The 20089-nt window shown below is 55.1% G+C and carries 17 protein-coding genes; 3 read left to right on the plus strand and 14 right to left on the minus strand.

The window, feature by feature from the left end; translation table 11 throughout:
* Window positions 1–294 precede the first annotated feature (294 nt).
* The 3 genes from C443_RS03140 to C443_RS03150 all read right to left on the minus strand — a co-directional run bounded on the left by C443_RS03140 (window position 295) and on the right by C443_RS03150 (window position 1409).
* The gene (locus C443_RS03140; protein WP_005533769.1) at window positions 295–558 is read right to left on the minus strand and encodes a hypothetical protein; all 264 of its coding nucleotides are present in this window, start codon (window positions 556–558) and stop codon (window positions 295–297) included.
* Window positions 555–884 (minus strand): hypothetical protein, encoded by a 330-nt coding sequence (locus C443_RS03145; RefSeq protein ID WP_005533771.1) that lies wholly within the window; start codon window positions 882–884, stop codon window positions 555–557. The genes C443_RS03140 and C443_RS03145 overlap by 4 nt, the downstream gene beginning before the upstream one ends.
* 159 nt (window positions 885–1043) lie before the next feature.
* Window positions 1044–1409: a hypothetical protein gene (locus tag C443_RS03150; RefSeq protein ID WP_005533772.1), complete on the minus strand. Its 366-nt coding sequence runs from the start codon at window positions 1407–1409 to the stop codon at window positions 1044–1046.
* 153 nt (window positions 1410–1562) lie between these two features.
* On the opposite strand from C443_RS03150, the gene C443_RS03155 reads away from it, so the two are divergent.
* The 3 genes from C443_RS03155 (at window position 1563) to C443_RS03160 (ending at window position 3039) form a co-directional block, all read left to right on the plus strand.
* Entirely contained in the window at window positions 1563–1844 is a 282-nt protein-coding gene (locus C443_RS03155; RefSeq protein ID WP_005533774.1) for a hypothetical protein, read from the plus strand.
* A complete protein-coding gene (locus C443_RS22065; protein WP_311241365.1) occupies window positions 1841–1969 on the plus strand; it encodes a hypothetical protein in 129 nt (42 codons plus the stop codon). Before C443_RS03155 ends, C443_RS22065 begins: the two co-directional genes overlap by 4 nt.
* Window positions 1970–2172: 203 nt before the next feature.
* Window positions 2173–3039, plus strand: coding sequence for a hypothetical protein (locus tag C443_RS03160; protein ID WP_005533775.1), 867 nt, complete (start codon window positions 2173–2175; stop codon window positions 3037–3039).
* A 236-nt stretch (window positions 3040–3275) separates the two neighbouring features.
* Here the strand turns inward: C443_RS03160 and C443_RS03165 are convergent, their stop codons facing one another.
* The 11 genes from C443_RS03165 to C443_RS03215 all read right to left on the minus strand — a co-directional run bounded on the left by C443_RS03165 (window position 3276) and on the right by C443_RS03215 (window position 19659).
* Window positions 3276–3701: a type II toxin-antitoxin system VapC family toxin gene (locus tag C443_RS03165; protein WP_049943868.1), complete on the minus strand. Its 426-nt coding sequence runs from the start codon at window positions 3699–3701 to the stop codon at window positions 3276–3278.
* Window positions 3701–3970: an AbrB/MazE/SpoVT family DNA-binding domain-containing protein gene (locus C443_RS20700; protein WP_005533787.1), complete on the minus strand. Its 270-nt coding sequence runs from the start codon at window positions 3968–3970 to the stop codon at window positions 3701–3703. Before C443_RS20700 ends, C443_RS03165 begins: the two co-directional genes overlap by 1 nt.
* A gap of 972 nt (window positions 3971–4942) precedes the next feature.
* Complete coding sequence (locus C443_RS03175) at window positions 4943–7057, minus strand: CapA family protein (RefSeq protein ID WP_080505444.1); 2115 nt, start codon at window positions 7055–7057, stop codon at window positions 4943–4945.
* A complete protein-coding gene (locus tag C443_RS03180; RefSeq protein ID WP_005533795.1) occupies window positions 7054–8247 on the minus strand; it encodes a Mur ligase family protein in 1194 nt (397 codons plus the stop codon). The genes C443_RS03175 and C443_RS03180 overlap by 4 nt, the downstream gene beginning before the upstream one ends.
* Window positions 8244–9428: a poly-gamma-glutamate biosynthesis protein PgsC/CapC gene (locus tag C443_RS03185; RefSeq protein WP_005533796.1), complete on the minus strand. Its 1185-nt coding sequence runs from the start codon at window positions 9426–9428 to the stop codon at window positions 8244–8246. The genes C443_RS03180 and C443_RS03185 overlap by 4 nt, the downstream gene beginning before the upstream one ends.
* A 289-nt stretch (window positions 9429–9717) precedes the next feature.
* Window positions 9718–9963, minus strand: a complete 246-nt coding sequence (locus tag C443_RS03190; RefSeq protein ID WP_005533797.1) for a hypothetical protein — start codon at window positions 9961–9963, stop codon at window positions 9718–9720.
* Between the two features lie 601 nt (window positions 9964–10564).
* Window positions 10565–11329 carry an ABC transporter ATP-binding protein gene (locus C443_RS03195; RefSeq protein WP_005533798.1) on the minus strand — a complete coding sequence of 255 codons (765 nt, stop codon included), beginning with the start codon at window positions 11327–11329 and terminating at the stop codon, window positions 10565–10567.
* On the minus strand, window positions 11326–12150 hold the full coding sequence (locus tag C443_RS03200; protein ID WP_080505445.1) for an ABC transporter permease: 825 nt from the start codon (window positions 12148–12150) through the stop codon (window positions 11326–11328). The genes C443_RS03195 and C443_RS03200 overlap by 4 nt, the downstream gene beginning before the upstream one ends.
* A 1-nt stretch (window position 12151) precedes the next feature.
* Window positions 12152–13087: an ABC transporter substrate-binding protein gene (locus C443_RS03205; protein WP_005533800.1), complete on the minus strand. Its 936-nt coding sequence runs from the start codon at window positions 13085–13087 to the stop codon at window positions 12152–12154.
* A gap of 263 nt (window positions 13088–13350) precedes the next feature.
* Window positions 13351–14238, minus strand: coding sequence for a hypothetical protein (locus C443_RS03210; protein WP_005533801.1), 888 nt, complete (start codon window positions 14236–14238; stop codon window positions 13351–13353).
* Window positions 14239–14262: 24 nt separating this feature from the next.
* On the minus strand, window positions 14263–19659 hold the full coding sequence (locus C443_RS03215) for a S8 family serine peptidase (RefSeq protein WP_049943871.1): 5397 nt from the start codon (window positions 19657–19659) through the stop codon (window positions 14263–14265).
* Window positions 19660–20089 lie beyond the last annotated feature (430 nt).

Genomic DNA, 20089 nt, shown 5'->3' on the forward strand with positions numbered 1-20089 from the left:
TTCAGAGGAGAATAAAAAAAGTATCCCGGTTGAGAACTATTATATGACACGCTCTAACCAACGCTAAGTCACTATCGACACCGGCTGTTGGTTAGCATATGTTTCCCCCGGAAGCTTAAACTGACTTTACATATGGGTCGCTCGTCAGCTACGAATACATACTCACGCCATCGTGGGGCCTGCCACTAACAGGCCCGGCGTGGGGTCGCGGTCAGTCAGCGGTTCAGGAACCACCGCAACACATGCAAAGTACGCACGCAACTCAGCAAAAAAGTAGCAGTATCGCCGTCTCGCTCAGGCCGTCGCCACAACGTGCTGGTGACCAGACTGCGAGGGTGTCGGCTGCAGAGTCAGGTCCGCAAGCGCCAGCTCCCGCAACACTTCCGGCGGAACACCCTCGGTGTCTTGAAGCACGACGTCGAGCGTCCACGCGTCGTGTTCCGAGCGCACCGGCGGCGTCGTGTCGACCAGCACGGCCGGCACCGTTTCCCGGAGTGCACGGGCAGCGCGCCGGACACGCTGGCGGTTCTCGATCGTACAGCGCACGGTCTTGCTCATTCGTGCAGCCCCCGCACGAGATCCTCGACGAGCGACCCGCCGACGTGCGGGCCGACCGACCAGCTGCGTTCGTCTTGCGTGTACTCACACCACTGTGCGAGTGTTTCAAACGGCGTCTCGGCGAGTGCGACTTTCTCGGCGTCGCCGTCGATTGCAACGACAGCCACGGCGAACTCGTAGCTGTCCCAGTAGTGGGCCGTGCCTTCACCGTCGACGCCCAAGAAGAGCGGGCGGCCCTGAGTGAGCAGTTCGCGGGCGGTACGTTCCTGTGGATATGCGTCAGTCGTGCCGACAGATTTACTAGTCGGCGAAGCAGACTTACTCATGGTTTTCGACGGAACCGACGCGCCTGCCCTGTCTCTAGCAGGGTGGGCAACTCGTGTTCTCGAAGGCACGAAATCGCCCAGCGGCGCGTCTGTTCCTACTCAATAGTCACGGTTTCCGGACACTTAGTGATTTCGTCTATAAGTGAGAAAAGTATGTCGCTAGCTGTCGTTGACTTCTCTACGGCCGTCCATCGTAATCATGTAATAAGCCCTCCTACCGGCCTCATCTTTGGGGATTGGTTCTATATCTCCATCATCGAGCGCGGCCTTATTGACGCGCGCGACCAAGCCCTTCTCTTCGAGTTCAGAGAGAATCGTCTGCACAGTTCGATAACTGAAGTGAATCCCCATCTCAGTCTTCATACCACGGAAGATAGCCTTCGGTGGCAGCGCTATTCCGTGATCTGCCATAAATTCAAGAACAGCCTCACGGCGCTCTTCCGGTGGCATACATCCACTGTCGGCCGACATTCTCTTATTTACGCCGATAGGGACTTCTTTTCCCTCAGTAGTGTTCTTGAGCATTTGTTGGTGCTTATTCGCACTAATAGACGCAAAGCGCTAAGTGTTTCTGGTGATACATCACTGGATATGCACGACTTACCGGGGAGTGATAGATTCCTAAAGTCGAGCCACCGGGGTTAGGGCCCCGCTGACCCGGTGTCGTGTAGAACGACAATGAATACGAACAGACCCAGTGCACAAAACGATACCGCACAGGACGGCCACGAGCGTCGCCTCCAAACTGCGAAACGCCTGCTGACCAACGCCGACATTGACGCTGCCGTCATCGAGTACTGCCAGACCGTCCTCGACCCACCGGGCTACGAGCGCAGCCAGACCCAAGCACGTCTCGACGCCTGCGCAGCGCGACTTGCACTGGCCCAGACCGGACACTCCACTAGACGGACACGCGAAGCCAGACAGATACTACTCGCCGTCAACGGAGGCCCACAATGAGTACGCATCGCTCGGGCCACCCGACCTACCTCCATGAACATCCGCATCTGGTCGCCCAGCCACTCGAAGCCCCCACAGTGTCGCCCACGACTGTGCCCCTGCCACCAGCGGAGCGCAACCGGTGAACCCAGTGCCACGCTGGTCCGGGCGACGACAGCACATACAGACTGCTAGTTGTCGGCGCGGTGCCACGACGCAAATCTACTAGACGGAGCGGGGTTGCCACGAGCCAACCGCCGCGTCTAGAGAGCGCCAGCTACGTCACCGATAGCCTGTGCTGTGGTCAGCACCGCTCGGTTCGATTCCGAGCACGGGTCCTGTGGTCACAATGCCACGACAAACAAACCCCAACGACGACGACACAGACCAAGCCCTCGCCGACCACCTCGACATGGATATCGAACAGGCTGAGACGGACACCGACGAACTCCAGTCGCTCATCAGTGACCTCGACGACGAAGTGCCACCCCCGGTTTCGAGTGTTCTTGAGCTACTGGTCGGGACTATCGATGACCTCCAAGAGCGTGTTACCGAACTAGAGGACGAAGTTGAACGGACCCATGACGTTGCCACAACGGCGGTCGGCGACGCCGCCACGAACGAACAGCGTCTCGAAGACCTCGAAGCACAACAGGAGGCCACCCACGACGTAGCCAAGAGTGCCATCGCCAAAGCCCAGCAACTCGACGCCGAGACCGACCACCAGGAAGACGCCGAGCAACTACCCGAAGGGATCGAACCTAGTAGTTCGCCGCTGGATTTCTTCGCGAACTGCCGGCAATCAAAGGTCAAGACCATGTTCCTCGAACGTGCGAACCGCCAGAACACCTACCGCGCCATCACCGTTGCCAAGCGCTGGCCGGAATTTGCCACGAAGCGAACCGACGGCAGCGGCGTGTTCATGACCAAAGCCGACCTGCAAACAGCCCTGACCGCCGAACTCGGGAAAGAGCCACATCGCCAGACAATCAAGCGCGTTTGGGAGAAACTGGTCGAGATCGGCGGCGACGATATCGTCGAGAAGACCCGACAGGTCGGTCGGAACCAGACCAAAACCGAACTCCTCGCGATGGATATGGAGACCGCCGAAGGCTTGCTTGAGAAACGCTATATCGGCCTCGATCTCTTGGAGCACAGCGACCACAAAGCCACGACGGGTGGCGTCACACCCGTTGTGGTGGAGTCTTCACCATAGCCCTGTGACACACACCGACTACGACGTGAATCGGCGCTGAACCGACGCTGTTGGACGCGGTGGCACGTGCCCTGCCGCTGCCGACGCCGCTGTCTGCTAGCTGCAGGAACCGGGAGCAACCCCATTGTTTCAGGAGTGTAGTGAGTGGTCGTAACACGAACGGAACGACCACAGCGATTCCAGCCCTCACAACGGGTGTGACGGCAAAAGTCCAGCAAGCTCTGGCAATTGCTTCATTAGAATGGATTGTTCGGCGTCTCTAGCCGCGTTATATCAGTGACCGCGTCAAAGTCATCATCGAACGAATACAGATATTCAATCCCTTCTCGCTGCATGTACGCGACAATAGTTGCGTCACCGAGGGAGAGTCGATCGTACGTTTCAAACAGACCGAGGGCGTTGGTAAAATCCTTCTGTGCTGCGTGGAGGATCTCAAACCCCGCAGACCGATTGAGCCGCTCGTACGTCTCGACAGCCGTCTGCTGGTGCTTTCGATTGTGTATCCAATTGAGCGTTTCAAGGGCGACGTAGTTTGTTACATGTCCTGTCGGTAGTTCACCGTGATCCATCCCACGAACGATCTCCATGGCGGTACCGTGGTGCTGATCATCGGCATCTGCCATCCCTATGAGGACACCTGTATCCACAGCTGCAACTGCCATCAGTTATCTCCCGTAAAGCCAGACTTGTCCTCATGACCAGCGATGTCATGCGTTTCTTTGCCGTCGCCACCCATCGAGACGGGCTCAAAATCATCGAAGGCACCGTAGTGTTGCTTGACAACCTCGACGACGAGCGTCCCATCATCGTCAGTTTCCCAGCGGAGCTTATCACCCGGCTCTATATCGAGCCGACGGCGTAGCGATGCCGGAATGGTAACCATTCCTCGGTCACTAACTTTGGTCTCTTCGGGAGCGTCGTCTGTTGCCATACTCAATTATACCGCCGCGTAGGCCATACATGTTGCGCCACATGTGCCTCTGAATGAGTCACGAAAACTAGCCAATCAGTCACGCCAGAAAATGCTCATCACCTGCAGTGGCGGTAGAAAAAGTGTGCCGGTGACATTGCTTGCCGATTGCCGCCGTATTATCTGTTCGTCGACGGACTGCTGTTCGGTCCTCATGATCGGTAAGCCTCTCACCCAGTGGGGGTCACAAAATTGGCAGTGCGAGTGCGCGACCGACAGGACTCAGGCCTCAGCGACGTCCCAGACAGAGAGATGCCCGCTGGAACAGACGCCGGCGTGACGCCCGACAGCCATGCATGGCCTGTATTCTCCGTCGACACATGCGATGCGCTCGGCGCTGAAGATCAGGGCGTCGCACCCACCGGTTCTGCAGGTCATGCGTCCCTGAGACGAGTCACTGACGGCCACGCTTCACCCCTCCATCGCTTGCTGGCGGATTTCGCTTTCGCTGGGCAGGTCCCAGCCGTGGTACTCGCGAGCGACGTGGCGGGCTCGCCTGACGTTGACCACGACGCCAGCTGCTGGAGACTGGTATTGCTCGATATACTATTTTAAGAACTCAGGAAGGTTGCGTGTGTACGTGCCAAAGTCGGGCTTATCTGGTCTACTCTGTCTCATGACGACGAACTCCTCAACCTTGGTCTGGATTGTGTGTGTGTGTGTGTAGCTGACATAGGTGGTGGCCAAGATCCCTCTCTGGAGCGCCTTGCACCTGATGTGGCTCACAAAATGGGAGCCGATCCCCCCTTACCGCCAGACTAGGATTGCTCTATTACCTCAACTCAGGTACTCGCGCCGTCGTTGCACCCATCAACAATTGGGTCAACTGCTGTTAAATCGCTGTCTGAGCTCTAGGAGGTTGAGCATGAGAAATTTACACCCAACTGAGACTCTGGGATAGAGTCCCCCATTCCGCACTATGCTACTGATATGTTAGTCAACACGACGCCACACGGCTTCTTCGGCGTACTTTGGCACCTCGAACTCGATAGTGGCCGGTTGTGACATTCGAAAGTGATCGAATTCTCTGCCTTTGGAGGTTCGTTGGTCGGCCCACTCGATTAAACGAATGTCGTCAAGCTCAGACGTTCGTCTTCCAAGCGAACCTGGTTCAAGTGCGAACAATACGTTGGCGTGTGTTGCATCGTCTGGCAGTGAGAAGTCTTGGCTGAACCGCTGCCAGTCTCCATCAGTCGGTCGGAGGTCCCAGACTTGTCGGTCGATTGCAGGTCCGCTTGTACCCTCGAACCATGTTAATTCGCCAGTCAACCCCTCATTATCGGTACGGTAGCCCGATGTCACAGTTACTGGCCCCTCTACAGGAATTCGTCTAGAATTCGAAAGAACTGCGCGCGAGCGGTTACCATCGACGCGGCGCAGTTCGACACCGCCAGACCCACTGAGGCCATATCCTACGCTGACGGTCGGGTATGTCCGACCGTAGCGCCATAGTGTCCCGTCGTAACCCTGAGAATCAACGTTGATGCTCTCGAATTCACCGGTTGGCAGCAGGTCCCGTCCTAAACGAACCGACCCTGCAAGAACGTCACTAACCCACCCAACTTCGCGTCCATACATCGTGTTCTGTTCAGTGAACTGTTTGGTCTCGGTCCGCGTTGATTCCGTCCCAGCCCCGAGGGCGAGTCCAGATCGCGTGACCGTCGTCATTTCTGATGATGCACCTAATGTCTGCCAAGTGATTTTCCGGTTCGGCTTGCCAATGACACCCTTCGGCACGAACCCGTCAAGCAATATGGGGTCAATATTCGCGCGGGTCACGCCGTCAGCTGTGAGCGTTACTGTTAACATATATGACGGAAATGTCGACCAGATCTTCTGATCGAAAATAAAGTTGCCAAGCGACCATGCGACAAGCGCCCCTTCGATTCGCTCAATCCCCCCGACGACGTGGGGATGGTGATTGACAATAAGATCGGCCCCGGCTACTGCTGCGGTTTCAGTGAGACGGCGGGTTTCCTCCGTTGGTGAGGGCTGGTACGGTTCACCCCCGTGAATCTGAACAACGACCACATCAGCGGCCGCTTTACCGCGCTGGATGGCATCTCGAAGGCGTTCAGCCGTAGCTCTGGCAACACCGGATCTGGCCGCTATGGTTCGCTGTTGCCCATCGATAGTGACAGTTGTTGGTCGCTCTGTCGGGCCGTTCGCCGCCCAGTCTATCTCGTATTGGCGTCCATCAATTGTCGTGCACGACACGAACGCCACATCAAGGTCACCGGCCTGCTGAATGTGTGGTTCCCAAGCCGCTTCAGGTGAGGAACCCGCACCGGAATGACCGATACCTGCGGTCTCAAGCGCATCAATCGTGTCCTCAAGTCCCGGGCCCAGCGCGTCGAAGGCGTGGTTGTTACCAAGCGCCGCGTAATCAACACCGGCGGCTGAGAGTGCTTTGGCAGCAACTGGGTGTGAGGCGAATGCGAAGCGTTTTGTCGGATGGCGGAGCGACCGAGTGGTTAGTGGTGTTTCTAGGTTTACTGACGTGAGATCTGCGGCAGCGAGTGCTGGCTTCACCGGTGCCAAAATATCGTCGTGGTCTGCACGCCGATTCGTCGGGTCTATCCGTACTCTGGGATTTAGCGGGTCTGTCGACTGAGTATAAAATCGCCGTGCAAACATCGTGTCCCCGCCGAAAGCGAGGGCTGCTGATCCTGCAGCTTTCGATACGACGATTCGATTCGACGGACCTGGCGCACAGGCTCTGACGCGTGGACGGTACCCAGATGCATTAACTCGGATCCAGACAGGCCGACGCAGCGCGAGCGAGAATTGGCCGTCGCCGTCGGTTCGGGTGGCGCCGAGTGCCGAGCCGGTAGCTCCGAGCGCGGTCACCCGTGCGTCAACAACCGGTGCGCTGTCAGTGTCAACAACACGCCCAGTTACAGCAGTGGCTGTGGACTGCGGGCCGTCGTCTTCTGGATTCGACGCTGGAAAAAGATCAGCGACTGAACTGCAACCGGATAGCCCGAGGGTCCCGACGATGCTTGAGGATTTAAGTAAGTCTCGTCGGGAAAAGCTGTGCTCGGTCACCGTTGAAGCACCTCTTTGTCTCGCTGTGTGAGTGCTGCAGGTATTCGCCCAGTCGTTTGGCTCTTGATTTCCCTCTGCAGTGCTCGCATGGTATCCGTGACAGTGTTACCCATGAGAAAAACGGGGTTCCCGGTAGAGAACAACTCCTCCAGCAGCGTCGAAGGCGGCGTAGTATCGTCGTGCTTCTGGACCCGAAAGTCAGCCGTGTTTGCGAAGACATGCTGGTCGTCGCCGAGTGTGTGCACCCGCTCGGCATGGCCATCAGCTACCAATGAGGAAAGGTATCGGCGGAATGAGGCGGTTCGACCGCGACGATCTGAGCGAAGGTTAACAAGCGGTTCAATAACCGTGTCAGAGTTTCCAATGAGCGCGCGGCGGACGATTTCGGTGCTTTGGACATCGTTGACAGCTGCGGCGTCATAGATCCGGCCGCTGGGCAGAACTCGCCACTCAGGCATCATCATAGAGAGCTTCTGGTCTACTTGGGCGGTAGGAAGCGGAGGTTCGTCTACCGCCTTGAGCACCTCATTTATTCCAAAGACCACTTCTGATCCAGGATACTCAACCGCCCATTCTGGTGGCTCGACATATTTGACTGTCGCGTTTCGTCGTTTGAGCTCTGCGGTCAGATATGACCGGAGCGTTGGGTTCGACTCACCAACAACCACTGTTGTATTCGCCGGGACCGCTCGCGATAATGACCGTGCTATTGCTGTTCTGTTTCCTCCCATCGTGTCCATATGGTCTTCCCTGACATTAATGAGAAATATCACGTCTGGACTGATGAATGATTCATTAACAAGGCGTGTTGTGTATTGGCGAATTCCTTGGTTCTCAATAATAGCAACATCCGCACCAGAGGCCCGCCGAAGTTCCCGCTCATTCTCGTATAGACGCACCTGCTCGCTTCGCGTTATTTTTCGCTTCTTCCCATTGTGTAGAGTGAAAGGCTCGTCTCCGGTGATCTTGGCGAACGTGTCGTTGCCCCGGCGGTGGAACACATCGTGGAGCCATTGCGTTGCAGAAGATTTCCCTCTGACACCAGAGACAACAATACGGGAGTCTATTGAGTCCAAACGTCGTCGGTGAGCTGGACCAGCACCGATTGCATTCATGACGCTTATTTTCGTTAACTCAAGAAGCTCTCCTGTGGTATCCACGCCAATGTCTGGCAGCCATTTCTGACTCATAAGTGATCGTCTCCCCTCTCAGCAGTACCTGTTGGAATCGCTGGGATAGTCTCGTTGGGCCGTATCCGCTCGAGATGATATAGCTCATAGAGCGCGATAAGGCAAACAGATGCTCCGACAGCTACGTGGCTGGCTGAGACAGACAGAAGCAATCCAGTCTGTGGCGGTATAACCAGAAATCTGGCGACTATTATGACAAGAACAAGGATACTGCCAGTCACGGACACGGCCGCCCGTCTCTCTGCCGGCGGAACAACGTGTAAATTATATCCTGTAACACCACCCAAAATCCCTGTAAAAAATGGCAGTAGTCCAGTCCGTGCAGGAACCACTGTCGTAGCCGAAATGCTCACTAACAATCCGACAATGACACCAAGTCCCAGTAATACCCTGCCGTACAGCAAAGTCCACCAATGGACAAACATTACAGCAAAGTAGGCAAGAACAACTGTCCCAACCCATAGAGAAAGCATCCACTCGTTTCGGAACGAAATAATAACTATAAGTGGGACCACAATGACGCCTCCGACACGGAGTCCGTATCGCGACCGAACTCCCTCCGAAAGGAGCATTCCGAGTGCCAGCAGTCCAACTGCCAGAAAATCAGACATTACAATTGGAACCGTATCAGTGTCGACAACCAGTCCGAACGCATTAGCGATATCCGAGGTTGGACTGAGTAATACTGGAGGCAGTGCTCCTGCAAGCGGCGACAATCCAACGAAAATGACCAGTCCAATTCCGACAACACTCAAAAACAACACGATAGCCAGACTCCAGACCATGTCTAAGACCCGCTTGTCAGCGTCTATACGGTGGTAGTTGTACGCCGCAATGCCTGGGAGTACGCTCCCGATGAATCCGATTTGTGAGAGGCCGACACCGATCCCAGCAGCATCTGACAGGATTTTGAACACTAGAACCGGAACAATGGCTCCAATTATCACACTAAGGACGAATAACGGGCGTCCGTAAACAAGCAGTCTGTTTTTGATAATACGGACCGAAAAATATGCGGCAGCAACACTGGCGATAAACACCGGAAGCGTTGCAAAACTCTGGAGAAAGTACACCGAAACCAGCGGCACAACGATGACACCACCCAGACGAAGGCCAGCAAGCTGTGCCGCAGCGATACCAAGTACTAAGCCGAGCAACATCACTGCAGTAGCTATCAACATACTAGTTATTTTTCCGCACTACATTCAGCGGGGATTCACTACAGTCTATACAGTAATTTTGTCTTTACAAATAAACAGATTTCGGATGGGCATCCCCGCGACTGAAATGGATTTGCATAGAATAAGGATTAGTTACCACCGGCCCTTCGCTCGTGACCTGACAGACCGTTCGATAGGAAGTCTCAATATGTGTCTATATTTATCAATATAAAACAACCACTTGACCACTTTCATTGGAACGCCTCTCAACATCCAGAAGCTCACAAGGTGGGGTCTCCTTATCGTCAGACTAGGATTGCTCTAGCAGCTCGACCCATTCGGGAGCGGCGTCGTGGGTGCCACCGTAGATCGAGTTCTCAGGATACTGGTCGTCGTCAACCTCGACAGCAACGATCACGTTGCCGCCGGAGCGCGAGATACCAGATACGGTTCCAATGACCTCATCGAGTGGGCTGTTGCCGTCTGTCCAGTCAACTCGGACGCGGTCACCGCGGCCGAACCCATACTCCTCGAAGGAAGGTGCTGTAGTACTCATGATCTCCTCCAGCCACAAGGAGACACAAAATCGCCCGTATGCCGGCCAGAGCGCTGATGTCTTTCGCTGAGATAAGAAGAGCTAATGACTGAGCTTCGGGTCCGGAAACCCGATGGCCGGACAACCGTCTCCTTTCCCAACACAGTCGAGTCAATCCCGGCTGCTAGTGGGAAAGCCGATGGCCAGCTGTGTCTAACTCTTAGCAAGGACTCACTGTTATTCAAATAATTCTGTGCCCACCGATAGATCGGCTGTCCAAGCCAGGACCATTGTTCGGCGCCCTGTCAAGCTTCTCCAAAGCGTTTGTCTATCGTAGCAGCCGCGACATCCGCCTCCCCACGAGTTCATCAGGCAATCGAAAGTTGATCTGGGTCGCCACTTATGTAGTTATAACAATAATTTCATAAATATCCGGGAGCGCCGCTCAGGCTGGAGCGGTTGTTCTGGGTTTATTTTTGAGGCACCACTGAGAACGTATCTTTGACTAGTCCCGTGAGCTCTGCTACGCCTGTGACAGTGGATTAGTGTGGCCGTGCCACTCAAAGTGTCAGCGGGTATGTTCAGGAACCACCGCAACCCATGTGAAAATGCTTTCAGTAGCCTATGTATTCGATTTGATTCGCTCGAACAATGTTTCCACTTGATCGACAAACCATTGTGCACTGCGGTTACGCGGACGAGATTCAGCCACTGAAACCGTCGCTTGAACGCATCCTGGCGTGCCAGACATAACGACAATCCTGTCCGAGAGCGCAACGGCTTCCTCAATATCATGGGTTACGAACAACACGGTCTTATCCGTGTCACGCCAAATATGGATAAGTTCATGTTGCAGTTGTCGGCGAGTCTGCATATCTACGCTCCCAAACGGCTCGTCCATCAAGAGGATATCTGGGTCCACAGCCAGTGCACGCGCAAGACCGACTCGCTGTTTCATACCACCTGAGAGTTCTTTCGGGTAGGCGTCAGCAAAATTAGACAATCCAATAACCTCGAGCATCTCTTGGACTCGGTCCTGCCGCTCAGCATCCGGGACTCCCTGCTCTACCAATCCGAAAGCGACGTTTTCCCGGACTGTCAGCCACGGAAACAGGTGGTACGCCTGAAACACCGTCCCTCGATTCGGGTCAGGGCCTTGAACTAGCTTCCCCGCGACTGTGATGTCACCGTCTGTTGGTGATTCCAGCCCACTCACAAGTCTGAGGAGCGTTGTCTTCCCACAACCTGACGGGCCAAGCACGGTGACGAACTCACCAGATGAGACACTCAGTGATATCTCACGGAGTGCTGTAGTGGTCCCACCCTCACCCTCGTACTGTTTGGAGACCCCATCGATGGTGATTGCCGCATCATTATGGTCTCTCATTGTTGCCAGTCGAGGAGGTAGGAACGAACTCGGCGCACGGCCCAATCGCTGAGTAGGAATACCACGCTAATCACCAACATGTACGCGATGCTGCGCGCCATCGCGAGGTTGTTCGCACTCGTGATGATCTCGTACCCGACACCGGGTGCACCGAACAATTCGGCTGCAATCACCATCATCCAGCACTGTCCGACGCTCGTACGGACTCCAGTCAGAATCCCCGGTAATGCATCTGGGATGACAACCCGCCACAGCAGCCGGCGATTACTATCAACACCCAGCGTCGTAGCGACCTCTATCAGGTCACGTGAGGTACTCTCTACCCCCTCGTACGCATTATAGAACGTAATCCAAAATGCACCGATGAACACAATAAATGCCGCACCGGTGTGACCGAGCCCAAGCCAAATGATGGCGAACACGATCCACGCCAGTGGTGGAATCGGCCTAAGCACCCGCACGACGGGTGTAAGGGCGGCATCAATGACCAGACTCCAGCCCATCCCGATGCCAAGCAGACCGCCAGCCACAATCCCAACAGCGACACCGGGAATATAGTGGAGGAGACTCTCACCGAGATGAACAAGCAATTCACCGCTAACCAGCTCCGCCCACAGTGCACCTGCCACCTCGCCGGGTGTCGGCAACAGGTACGATGGAACTTCACGACCCCCCGCCCACCAGACTGCCAGAAACCCAGCAGTTCCCACAAATCCATACCACAGCCGTGTCAGATTCCATTCTCGGCCGAACGCAGTCGTGGTTGTCGGCTGAGAGCGGATACCGGACGAGTCCGCTACTGGATCAAATTCAGTGGCCATCCTATTCGGCGATGTTGTCGTAGAGTGACTGCTCAAAGATTGCGTCGTTAGACACTCCACTATCGATCTGGCCGAGGCTCTCCATCTGCGCAACGAAAAGCTGCGTACTCTCTGTAATCTGTGCCGGGTCGCTGATGTAGTTCGAGGCCTTCGACGTGAGGGCTTTCTGAGCAATCTTCGTCGGAAGTTTGTCTCCTTTGGCCTTGCTCACGGCCTCTGCAGCGACAGTCGGTTGTTTTTGAATGGTTTCAGTGGCACGTGAGTGTTGGGCTACAACAGACTTCGCGATGTCCGGATGATCGTTCCAGAGGCGGTCATGCATGAACATGACGCCGCCCGGCTGACCAGACATGAATGAGCCTGCCCACGTGATGCGCTCATAGGGTGCGTCTCTCTGTTCAAGCGCAGTTGGGATGGGTTCCATGATGACAGTGCCATCAACATTCCCAGAGAGTAACGAGCGTTTGACGGGGCTACCACCAGCCATTGGCTCAATGTCGACAAGGTCTGGGGAGATTCCGAGTTCCTCGCGGAGCCAATATTGGAGGAGGATAAACGCGACACTGCCCTTTGGGAAGGTGCTGAATTTGAATTTCCGCCCTTTCTCCTCGCGGAACATCTGGAAAGCGTCGGCACCGTGTTCATCCCAGAGAGCAGCGAAGTCTTCGTGAGCGAACACAACAAACCCGTTCTTATGATTGGCTGCCGTGACTTTTCCCGGGACATCCTTACTTTTCATCTTGATCACAGGAGTGATGCCCATGAATGCAAGGTCAATGTCACCGTCGGAATACGCTGAAACGATGGTGAGGCCCTTGTTAGCGAAGTTTGTAGACTCGATGTCGGGGTCTAGCTCCTCAAAGTATCCTTCTTGATTCATCACGTGGTACTGGAGGAACGGGAACGGCGGCTTGAATGCAATGCTGAGGGTATCCATCGAGTTCCCACCGAGCACAGACGTACACCCAGAGAGAGCGGTAAGTGTACTTGCACCGACTGCTGCGCCGGTTTTCCCGAGGAACTGGCGTCGGCTCCCGGTAGGTGTTTCCTCGGACCGATCCGAATTGTTAGGCTTGCCTAAATTAGTCATACCTAAAAAGAGTGGACAGTAGTTAAAATAATCTTTCCTTTCAACCGAGGATAATATATGAAGGCACCGCACGGTCAGATGCATTATGAGCGGGCTGTCCCGGGATCAGATCAGCTCTGAGTCCGGGCCGCCAGCACAGCAAGTCCCACTCCAACCACGGCTCCCATTATCCCAAATCCGGGCCCACTTCCGTCTGTTGATTCAGGTCCACTACTACGGCGGTCAGTCGATGCCGTAGCCGCATCTTGGGTTGTACTGTCAGTCGTGAAGGTCGAGACAGCCGTTTCAGTAGTCACATTCTGGTTTTCGGCCTCATCATCGGCATTACTGCTTCCACTGCTGTCGTCATTCTCGTCAGTATCGTCGCTACTGCCGTCGTCAGTGGGTGGAAGTCCACCGCCACCGGTGTCGTTATTCCCGCCAGTATCGTCGCTCTCACCGTCGTCAGCGGGAGGACTGCCACCGCCGCCGCTGTCGTCATTCCCGCCGAGATCGCCGCTACCGCCGTCGTCAGCGGGAGGGCTGCCACCGCCATCGCTGTCGTCCGCCCCATCGGTTTCTTCATCCGGGGGAGCAGGGTCAGTCGTTCCATCATCGGCGCCGGCGCTCGCCGGCGCTTTGAGGTCGAGGTTCATTATGCTTCCACTCGACCATTCTGCAGTCTGGTTTACTTTCACATCGTTTACGTAGAATATGACAGTCGCACCGGCATCGCTGCGAGTGCCATTGACTGCAAGTTTTTCGGCAACAACGCTACTGCCGCCGAACGCCCCCGTATATTCTGTAACGAGGGTCCCCCGACGTTCGCCATCAATCTTGGCTGTAATTTCCGTGCCTGCCGGGGCGGGCTCGCCGTCAATCGTCACGTTTCCATAGTAGGCGGCTGGCGTTGGCGGCGGGTCTGCACCCGCGGCTGGCGTCGCAAAGACAGCACCACCGCTGCATACGACTAAGCCTACCATCATCAGGGCTGCAACGAACCGAATGTGTCGTGTCATCGTTGTAGATTAGGTATAATTGCGTTAGGATGCTGGCACAGTTGCTGCCGAGCGTGAGTTCGAAACCTGACCGGTTTCGTTGCCGTCAGCAGTGTGAGTCTTAATACTACCCCTGCGTATACGCTGAACCGCAGTGTCAGCTGCACTCGCAGTCAGATTTCGGTAAGGTGGCGCTGCGTCAGCAACAATATCAGCTGCCGCCGCTTCAATGTCTGCCATGGATCTATTGCTGTCTTCGGCTGCCACCGCTGTCGTCAAGTTGCGGTAGATGACCTGCGAGAGTGTTGTCTGTAGCGTCGCATTGTCTACAGAGCCAGTACTTGCTAATACGGTCGAGACTGATACAGAGCCGTTTATTACCGGCCCTTCTTCACCTGTGCCGTTAGACGCGGTACTGTTTAGTTGATACAGCCTAATACCCTTGTAAAGCTCTGTTTTCGACGGATTTGGACCAACATACGAGGGGAGCGTGCTCTTATTCTCCACAAACACGAAGTAGCCCTGATACGGACTTGCATCGGGCGCAGTTCCGCTTGAAGCGCTTTGGAACCGGTACGTACCCTCAAAGCTGGTAGCTTGCCCCGGCTGACTGCTTGGAGCCGTCATCGGTGCAGTTGCCAGAGTCGGTTTAACCGTACCGGCGTCAAAGGCTAAATCAATCCGATTGTACGTTGGTGCACCGACAAAGTTCCAGCCCTCAACAAGGGCTGTCTGGGCTGGTGCATTTGGTGAGTCCGTCCCAACATGGTGGGTGATGGTCATCCGACCATCGCTCTCTGCAACTACTGCTATACCCTGCAGCGGAGCGACCCGGTCATCTCCGGACAACATTTTCCAAGTTTGTGTATTCGCGTCGAACCCGTAGACTGCACCCTCAAAGCCGCCACTAAATAGATCAGCGACGGTCTGGTCAGTCGGCCCCGGCACACTCACACTGTAGACCTCGTCTGCTGCCAGCGTGAGGTCAATGCCAAAGCGACTCGGGTCTGTCGTGTTAACGGCTTCCGGCGGAGCTGTAAGGAATGGTTCATAGACCACGTCACCGCTAACGAAGGAACGGTTGCCCGCTCGCTCCCCGTGATAGTTCATTGTTGCTCGGAGTGTCGTGTCAAGTCCGCTTCCGAGCGAAGTGTTGGATTCCGAAAGATCGTTGTGATGGATTTCGACTGCTGGTACATCCGCACGGTCGACCCAGACACCGTACTCTGCATCGATGTCATTCCAGGCAATCTCACCACCAGTGTTAGTCCCTTCAACATAGACTCCTTCGGAGAGGTTCCAGATGTCGTTGTCTACTACCGTTGCGTTTGTCACGAACGCCTCTAACTGGATACCAACAGTGTTTGATGCCGATTCATCCATATCGTGAATCTCATTCTCGCGGAACTGGATATTGTCCGTCTCGAAGGTCGTGAGGCCAGCCCCGCTGTCGGTGATTTCGTTGCGCTCGACGACCGTATCGGAGGACGTGTACACATCCACGCCAGAGTCTTGCCCCGAAATAGTCGCGTTAGACACGTGTGCGCTGTCGGCTTCACCAACAGTGACGCCAATGGCCAGCAGACTTGCTCCGTTTGTGATATTCACGTCACGGACGACCGCGTTGTGCGCGGTTGATCCAGCGCCACCGATAAGGACACCATGTGCGGCGCCACTAACCGAAACATCCTGAATCGTCGCATTCATTCGTTCCACAGCGATGCCGTCAGGGGCGGCTCCCTTGGCAGTGACATCAAGTTGCTCAACAGTCACATTTGGCGCGTCCACATGAACAACGGGGTCGTAGAACCCAGGTATGTTCGCCTCAATAGTCGGTCGCGCCGCCGCATCATGGGCGGTTAGTGTCATGCCAGGTGTCGTGACTTCAATGGGCTTCGTATACGTTCCTGGTGCGACTTCGACAGTCGTCCCAGGTGGGGCCAAGTCGATTGCTCCTTGGATCGTGTCCACGTCTTCAGGGACAACGAGTGGTTTTTCGTAGGCCGCAGTCTGTCCGCTGAGCAGTTCGACAGTCTCGTTATCGCCGTCAGCAGTAACGGAAAGACCAACACTACCAACGATATCTCTAGACGTGTTTATTCTGATAGTTACGGCATCAGTGTCGTCTGAGACACTGTGCCATTCCCCAAACTCTCGTTCAGTCCCATTTACGGATAATGAGATATCCGATTTTGTGAGCGTCGTCGACTCCGTTAGCGTGACGTTTAGACGGTCAAGGTCATCGGCGGCGACCTCAACGCTGAACGAGTCCCCTGGCGAGACGTGTGCTGGCTGTGTGGAAGCAAACCAGGCCGGTGGCTTGCTGTTGACGTACATAACAGCGTTGCCCAGTATTGCGTTCGCATCATGGGACATGTGTGAGCTTCGAACTGTAGATGTGCGGCCAAGCGATGAGAGCAATACGGACTGTGTCGACTCATCAATGGCAATACCAGTGCCAGACGTATCGCTACCATCACCTACTGTTGCGAGTGTTGTCCCCTGATATCGGTCGAACCACGCGATATCACCTCGGGACTGGTTGTGAATCTGTACGCGCTCTCCAGCGCTAGCTACCCCGTCAAACAGTGGGTGGCCCGTCACTACTTCAAACGCTGGCCGGTCGTTCTGTGTCGATTGCCCAGTGACGACCGGATTCTGTGTTGCGCTTGAGAGTGCTGTGATTCCATTGCTTGCCGCACCCCACTGGTCAAGATAGACAACGCCAGTGTCAGGATGATCGGTTGCTGCTACGAACGCTTCAACATCGACACCCGAGCTAACTTGATTGACGACGAGAACATCATAATTGTCGGTTTCTGCCATCGCCTCCTCAGGTGTAATGACAGACACGAAGTACTCGTCGGGGACATTTGTGTCAACTGCAGTCTGAACTTGGTTAGCGTACTCCGAACCAGTGCTGTCCACAACACCAACGTATACCGGATCGGGCACAACATTCGTCGGACCGGTCGTTAACGTCACTGTGTCTCCAAGGCCGGACAGTGTGTGAGAGAGTACAAGACGTCCGTCTGCGTTTGTTGTTGTTTCAACCCGGACTTGAACGGTCGTGTCATCGGAGTTGTTCAGTGCGATCTCCTCACCAAACGCGTACTGCTGGCCGTTAACGTATAATGTCGCGTTCTCGGTCGTGGTTCCAGTCCGTGTGATAGAAAGTGTCTCTGCGTGAGCCGTCTGATAGGTGACTGTCGCAGCATTACCGGATTTAATTTCACTGGTCTGGTTAGTCGTAACGCGACCGTCCAGTGACGCCGATAGATCAATACTGTGGGTAGCCATCGTCCCGCTGTCAACAGTGACCTGGCTCGTCTCCGGTTCATAGCCAAACTCAGAGGCGGTGACGTTGAATCTACCCGGGAGGGTCCGGACAAGGTAATCCCCAGCGGGGTTTGTCGTTGTTTCGGCACCGCTATCCAAGGTGACTGTAGCGTCAGCAATCGGAGCACCGCTTGTATTAGTGACAGTGCCAGTGATGCCTTGCTCGGCGGCGACAGCGGTTGTCGCATCCAAGGCGTCAACAATACCGTGACCATAGCGAATATCCTTATTATTGGGCGCATCCGCTGGTTTTGTTGCGGATTTGCGTAGGGCTGTATTGATTTCGTCCGGTGAGAGATCACCCCCAGAGGCAGACACCATCAGCGCGACGACACCGGAAATGTGTGGCGTTGCCATTGAGGTTCCAGATTTTTCTCCGTACTCTCCACCAGGAAGCGTGCTATAGGTTTCAACGCCTGGTGCCGCAATGTCTGGTGTGACAAAGCTTGCAGGCCAGTCACCGGGAGCAGCGTCACCCCAATCGCGCTGGGTCCGAACGACGTCACCTCCGGAGAACGGTGCGATGTCTCGGTCTGGACCTGAGGCTCCAACAGTAGTTGCATCGTAAATGTTTCCAGGAGACGGTGCTGTCTCAGGGCCATGGTTGCCGGCCGCTACGACGACAGTGGTGCCAGCATCCTCGGCGTTTCGAATTGGCGGAATGAGTGTGCTGTAAAAGCCGTCAGCTCCGAGACTCATGCTGATAACATCGGCATCCTCCTCAACGGCCCACTGCATTCCAGCAATAATTTGTGCGAACGACCCTGTGCCATCAGGGAGAACGAGCCCGTGCATCATGTCCGCATCGGGCGCGACACCAACGGCGGTGCCACTTGTGTCACCACCACCCACCGTACCAGTAACGTGGGTGCCGTGGTCGCTGGTCGCATGCGGGGTTGAGTTCATTACGCGATCACCGTTTGTATCGAACTCGGCCCACCCACCAGGGTACGTGGCATCGTTCTGGTTCTCAGTACGAAGGCTCAGGTCAGGATGATCGATGTCAGCGCCGGTATCGAGTACAGCGACCTTCGCTCCAGCACCTCTCGTTCCGTGTTCGGCCCAGACCTCGGGGACATTGAGTTGGTCCAGCCCATATGTCACGTCACCCGACGGTGAGTCCGCAGCAGTTGGTTGTTTCGCAGTACCACTTGGCTGTGTGTTAGTTGCGGAGAGTGCACGAACCTCATAATTCCTGTGGACGTCAGTGACGCCAGGTTGCTTGACAAGCGCGCTAGCGTTAGCTTTCGAGGTGTTGACCCGCATGAGGACCGCATTAGTGATCCAGAATCTATTGAGGACCGTGACCCCATCCGTCGACGCAGCGTAATCAAGAACGGGCTGCTGGGTCTCGTTAGCGTGGGTACGAAGTTCATCGACAGCTGCCTCTTTTGAGAGCGTGCCAGCTTCGGGTATTTCGAACTCCTCAACCCGGACAATTACCTCAGCAGTCGATGAATTGGTGCTAGAGTTGCGTGATCTGTTACGCGTGGTAACCGTACTGATTGCTGTCTCGTTTTCAGGTGCTTCGGTGGTATTGTTCGAGGGAGGCGCTGTCTTGTTTTCAGGTACTTCTGTGGTATTGTTCGAGGGAGGCGTTGTCTCGTTCTCGGGTACTTCTGTGGTATTGTCCGAGGGCGGCGTTGTCTCGTTTTCAGGTGCTTCTGTGGTATTGTCCGAGGGCGGCGTTGTCTCGTTTTCAGGTGCTTCTGTGGTATTGTCCGAGGGCGTCGTCTCGTTCTCGGGTACTTCTGTGGTATTGTCCGAGGGCGGCGTTGTCTCGTTTTCAGGTGCTTCTGTAGTATTGTCTGAGGGCGTCGTCGTCTCGTTTTCAGGTTCTGTAGTGTTGTCCGAGGGCGGTGTTTGCTCATTACCAGATGAGTTGTTGGTCCTGTCTGGCGTCTGCTCAGAGGTATTGTCAGACTGCTCTGTTTCTGAGGAGTTACTACCTATAGAAAGATTCTGTACAGTGGAAGTGTCATGGCCCGGTCCGCCAGGTTCGGGGGCCGCCAGTGCTGCTGCCCCAGGTGCTGCAGCACTGCTGACAAGGAGAATCGTAAAGACAACAGCGATAATTTGACTGTAAGCACTCTCTCCCATCATGTGTTGGTTCGAGTGTAATTAGCGGCGAGCGGTCGTACACAGACATCAGAGCATTGTAGATCTGTCTGGTTCGAGTTCTTGAGTTCTGGCCCAACACTCAGCGGGGTGATTGTGGGATCTTGGTATAGCTTCCGTTGATACGGGTGTTTTTTCGATTTCGATTCAATAATGTGAATATTGTTCCTCTTGTACACATTTTTAGGCCAGCCTTAACATACAAAAGTGTGGCGGATTTTAGACCGGCCTAAAACTGAGGTAGTACACAACTTTCAGACAGGATATTGACAGCGACGGGAGCAGCATAGTAGCCATTGAAAATCAACGCACACCTGATCGCACGATAGCAGTCCAATCGGTGTGTAAATCGTTTCGATTGTTACTGTAGTGAGAATGACTGGCTAAATTGCGAGCTCACAAGCCTGACAGCTGG

The organism is Haloarcula argentinensis DSM 12282 (assembly GCA_000336895.1).
Taxonomy (GTDB): Archaea; Halobacteriota; Halobacteria; order Halobacteriales; family Haloarculaceae; genus Haloarcula; species Haloarcula argentinensis.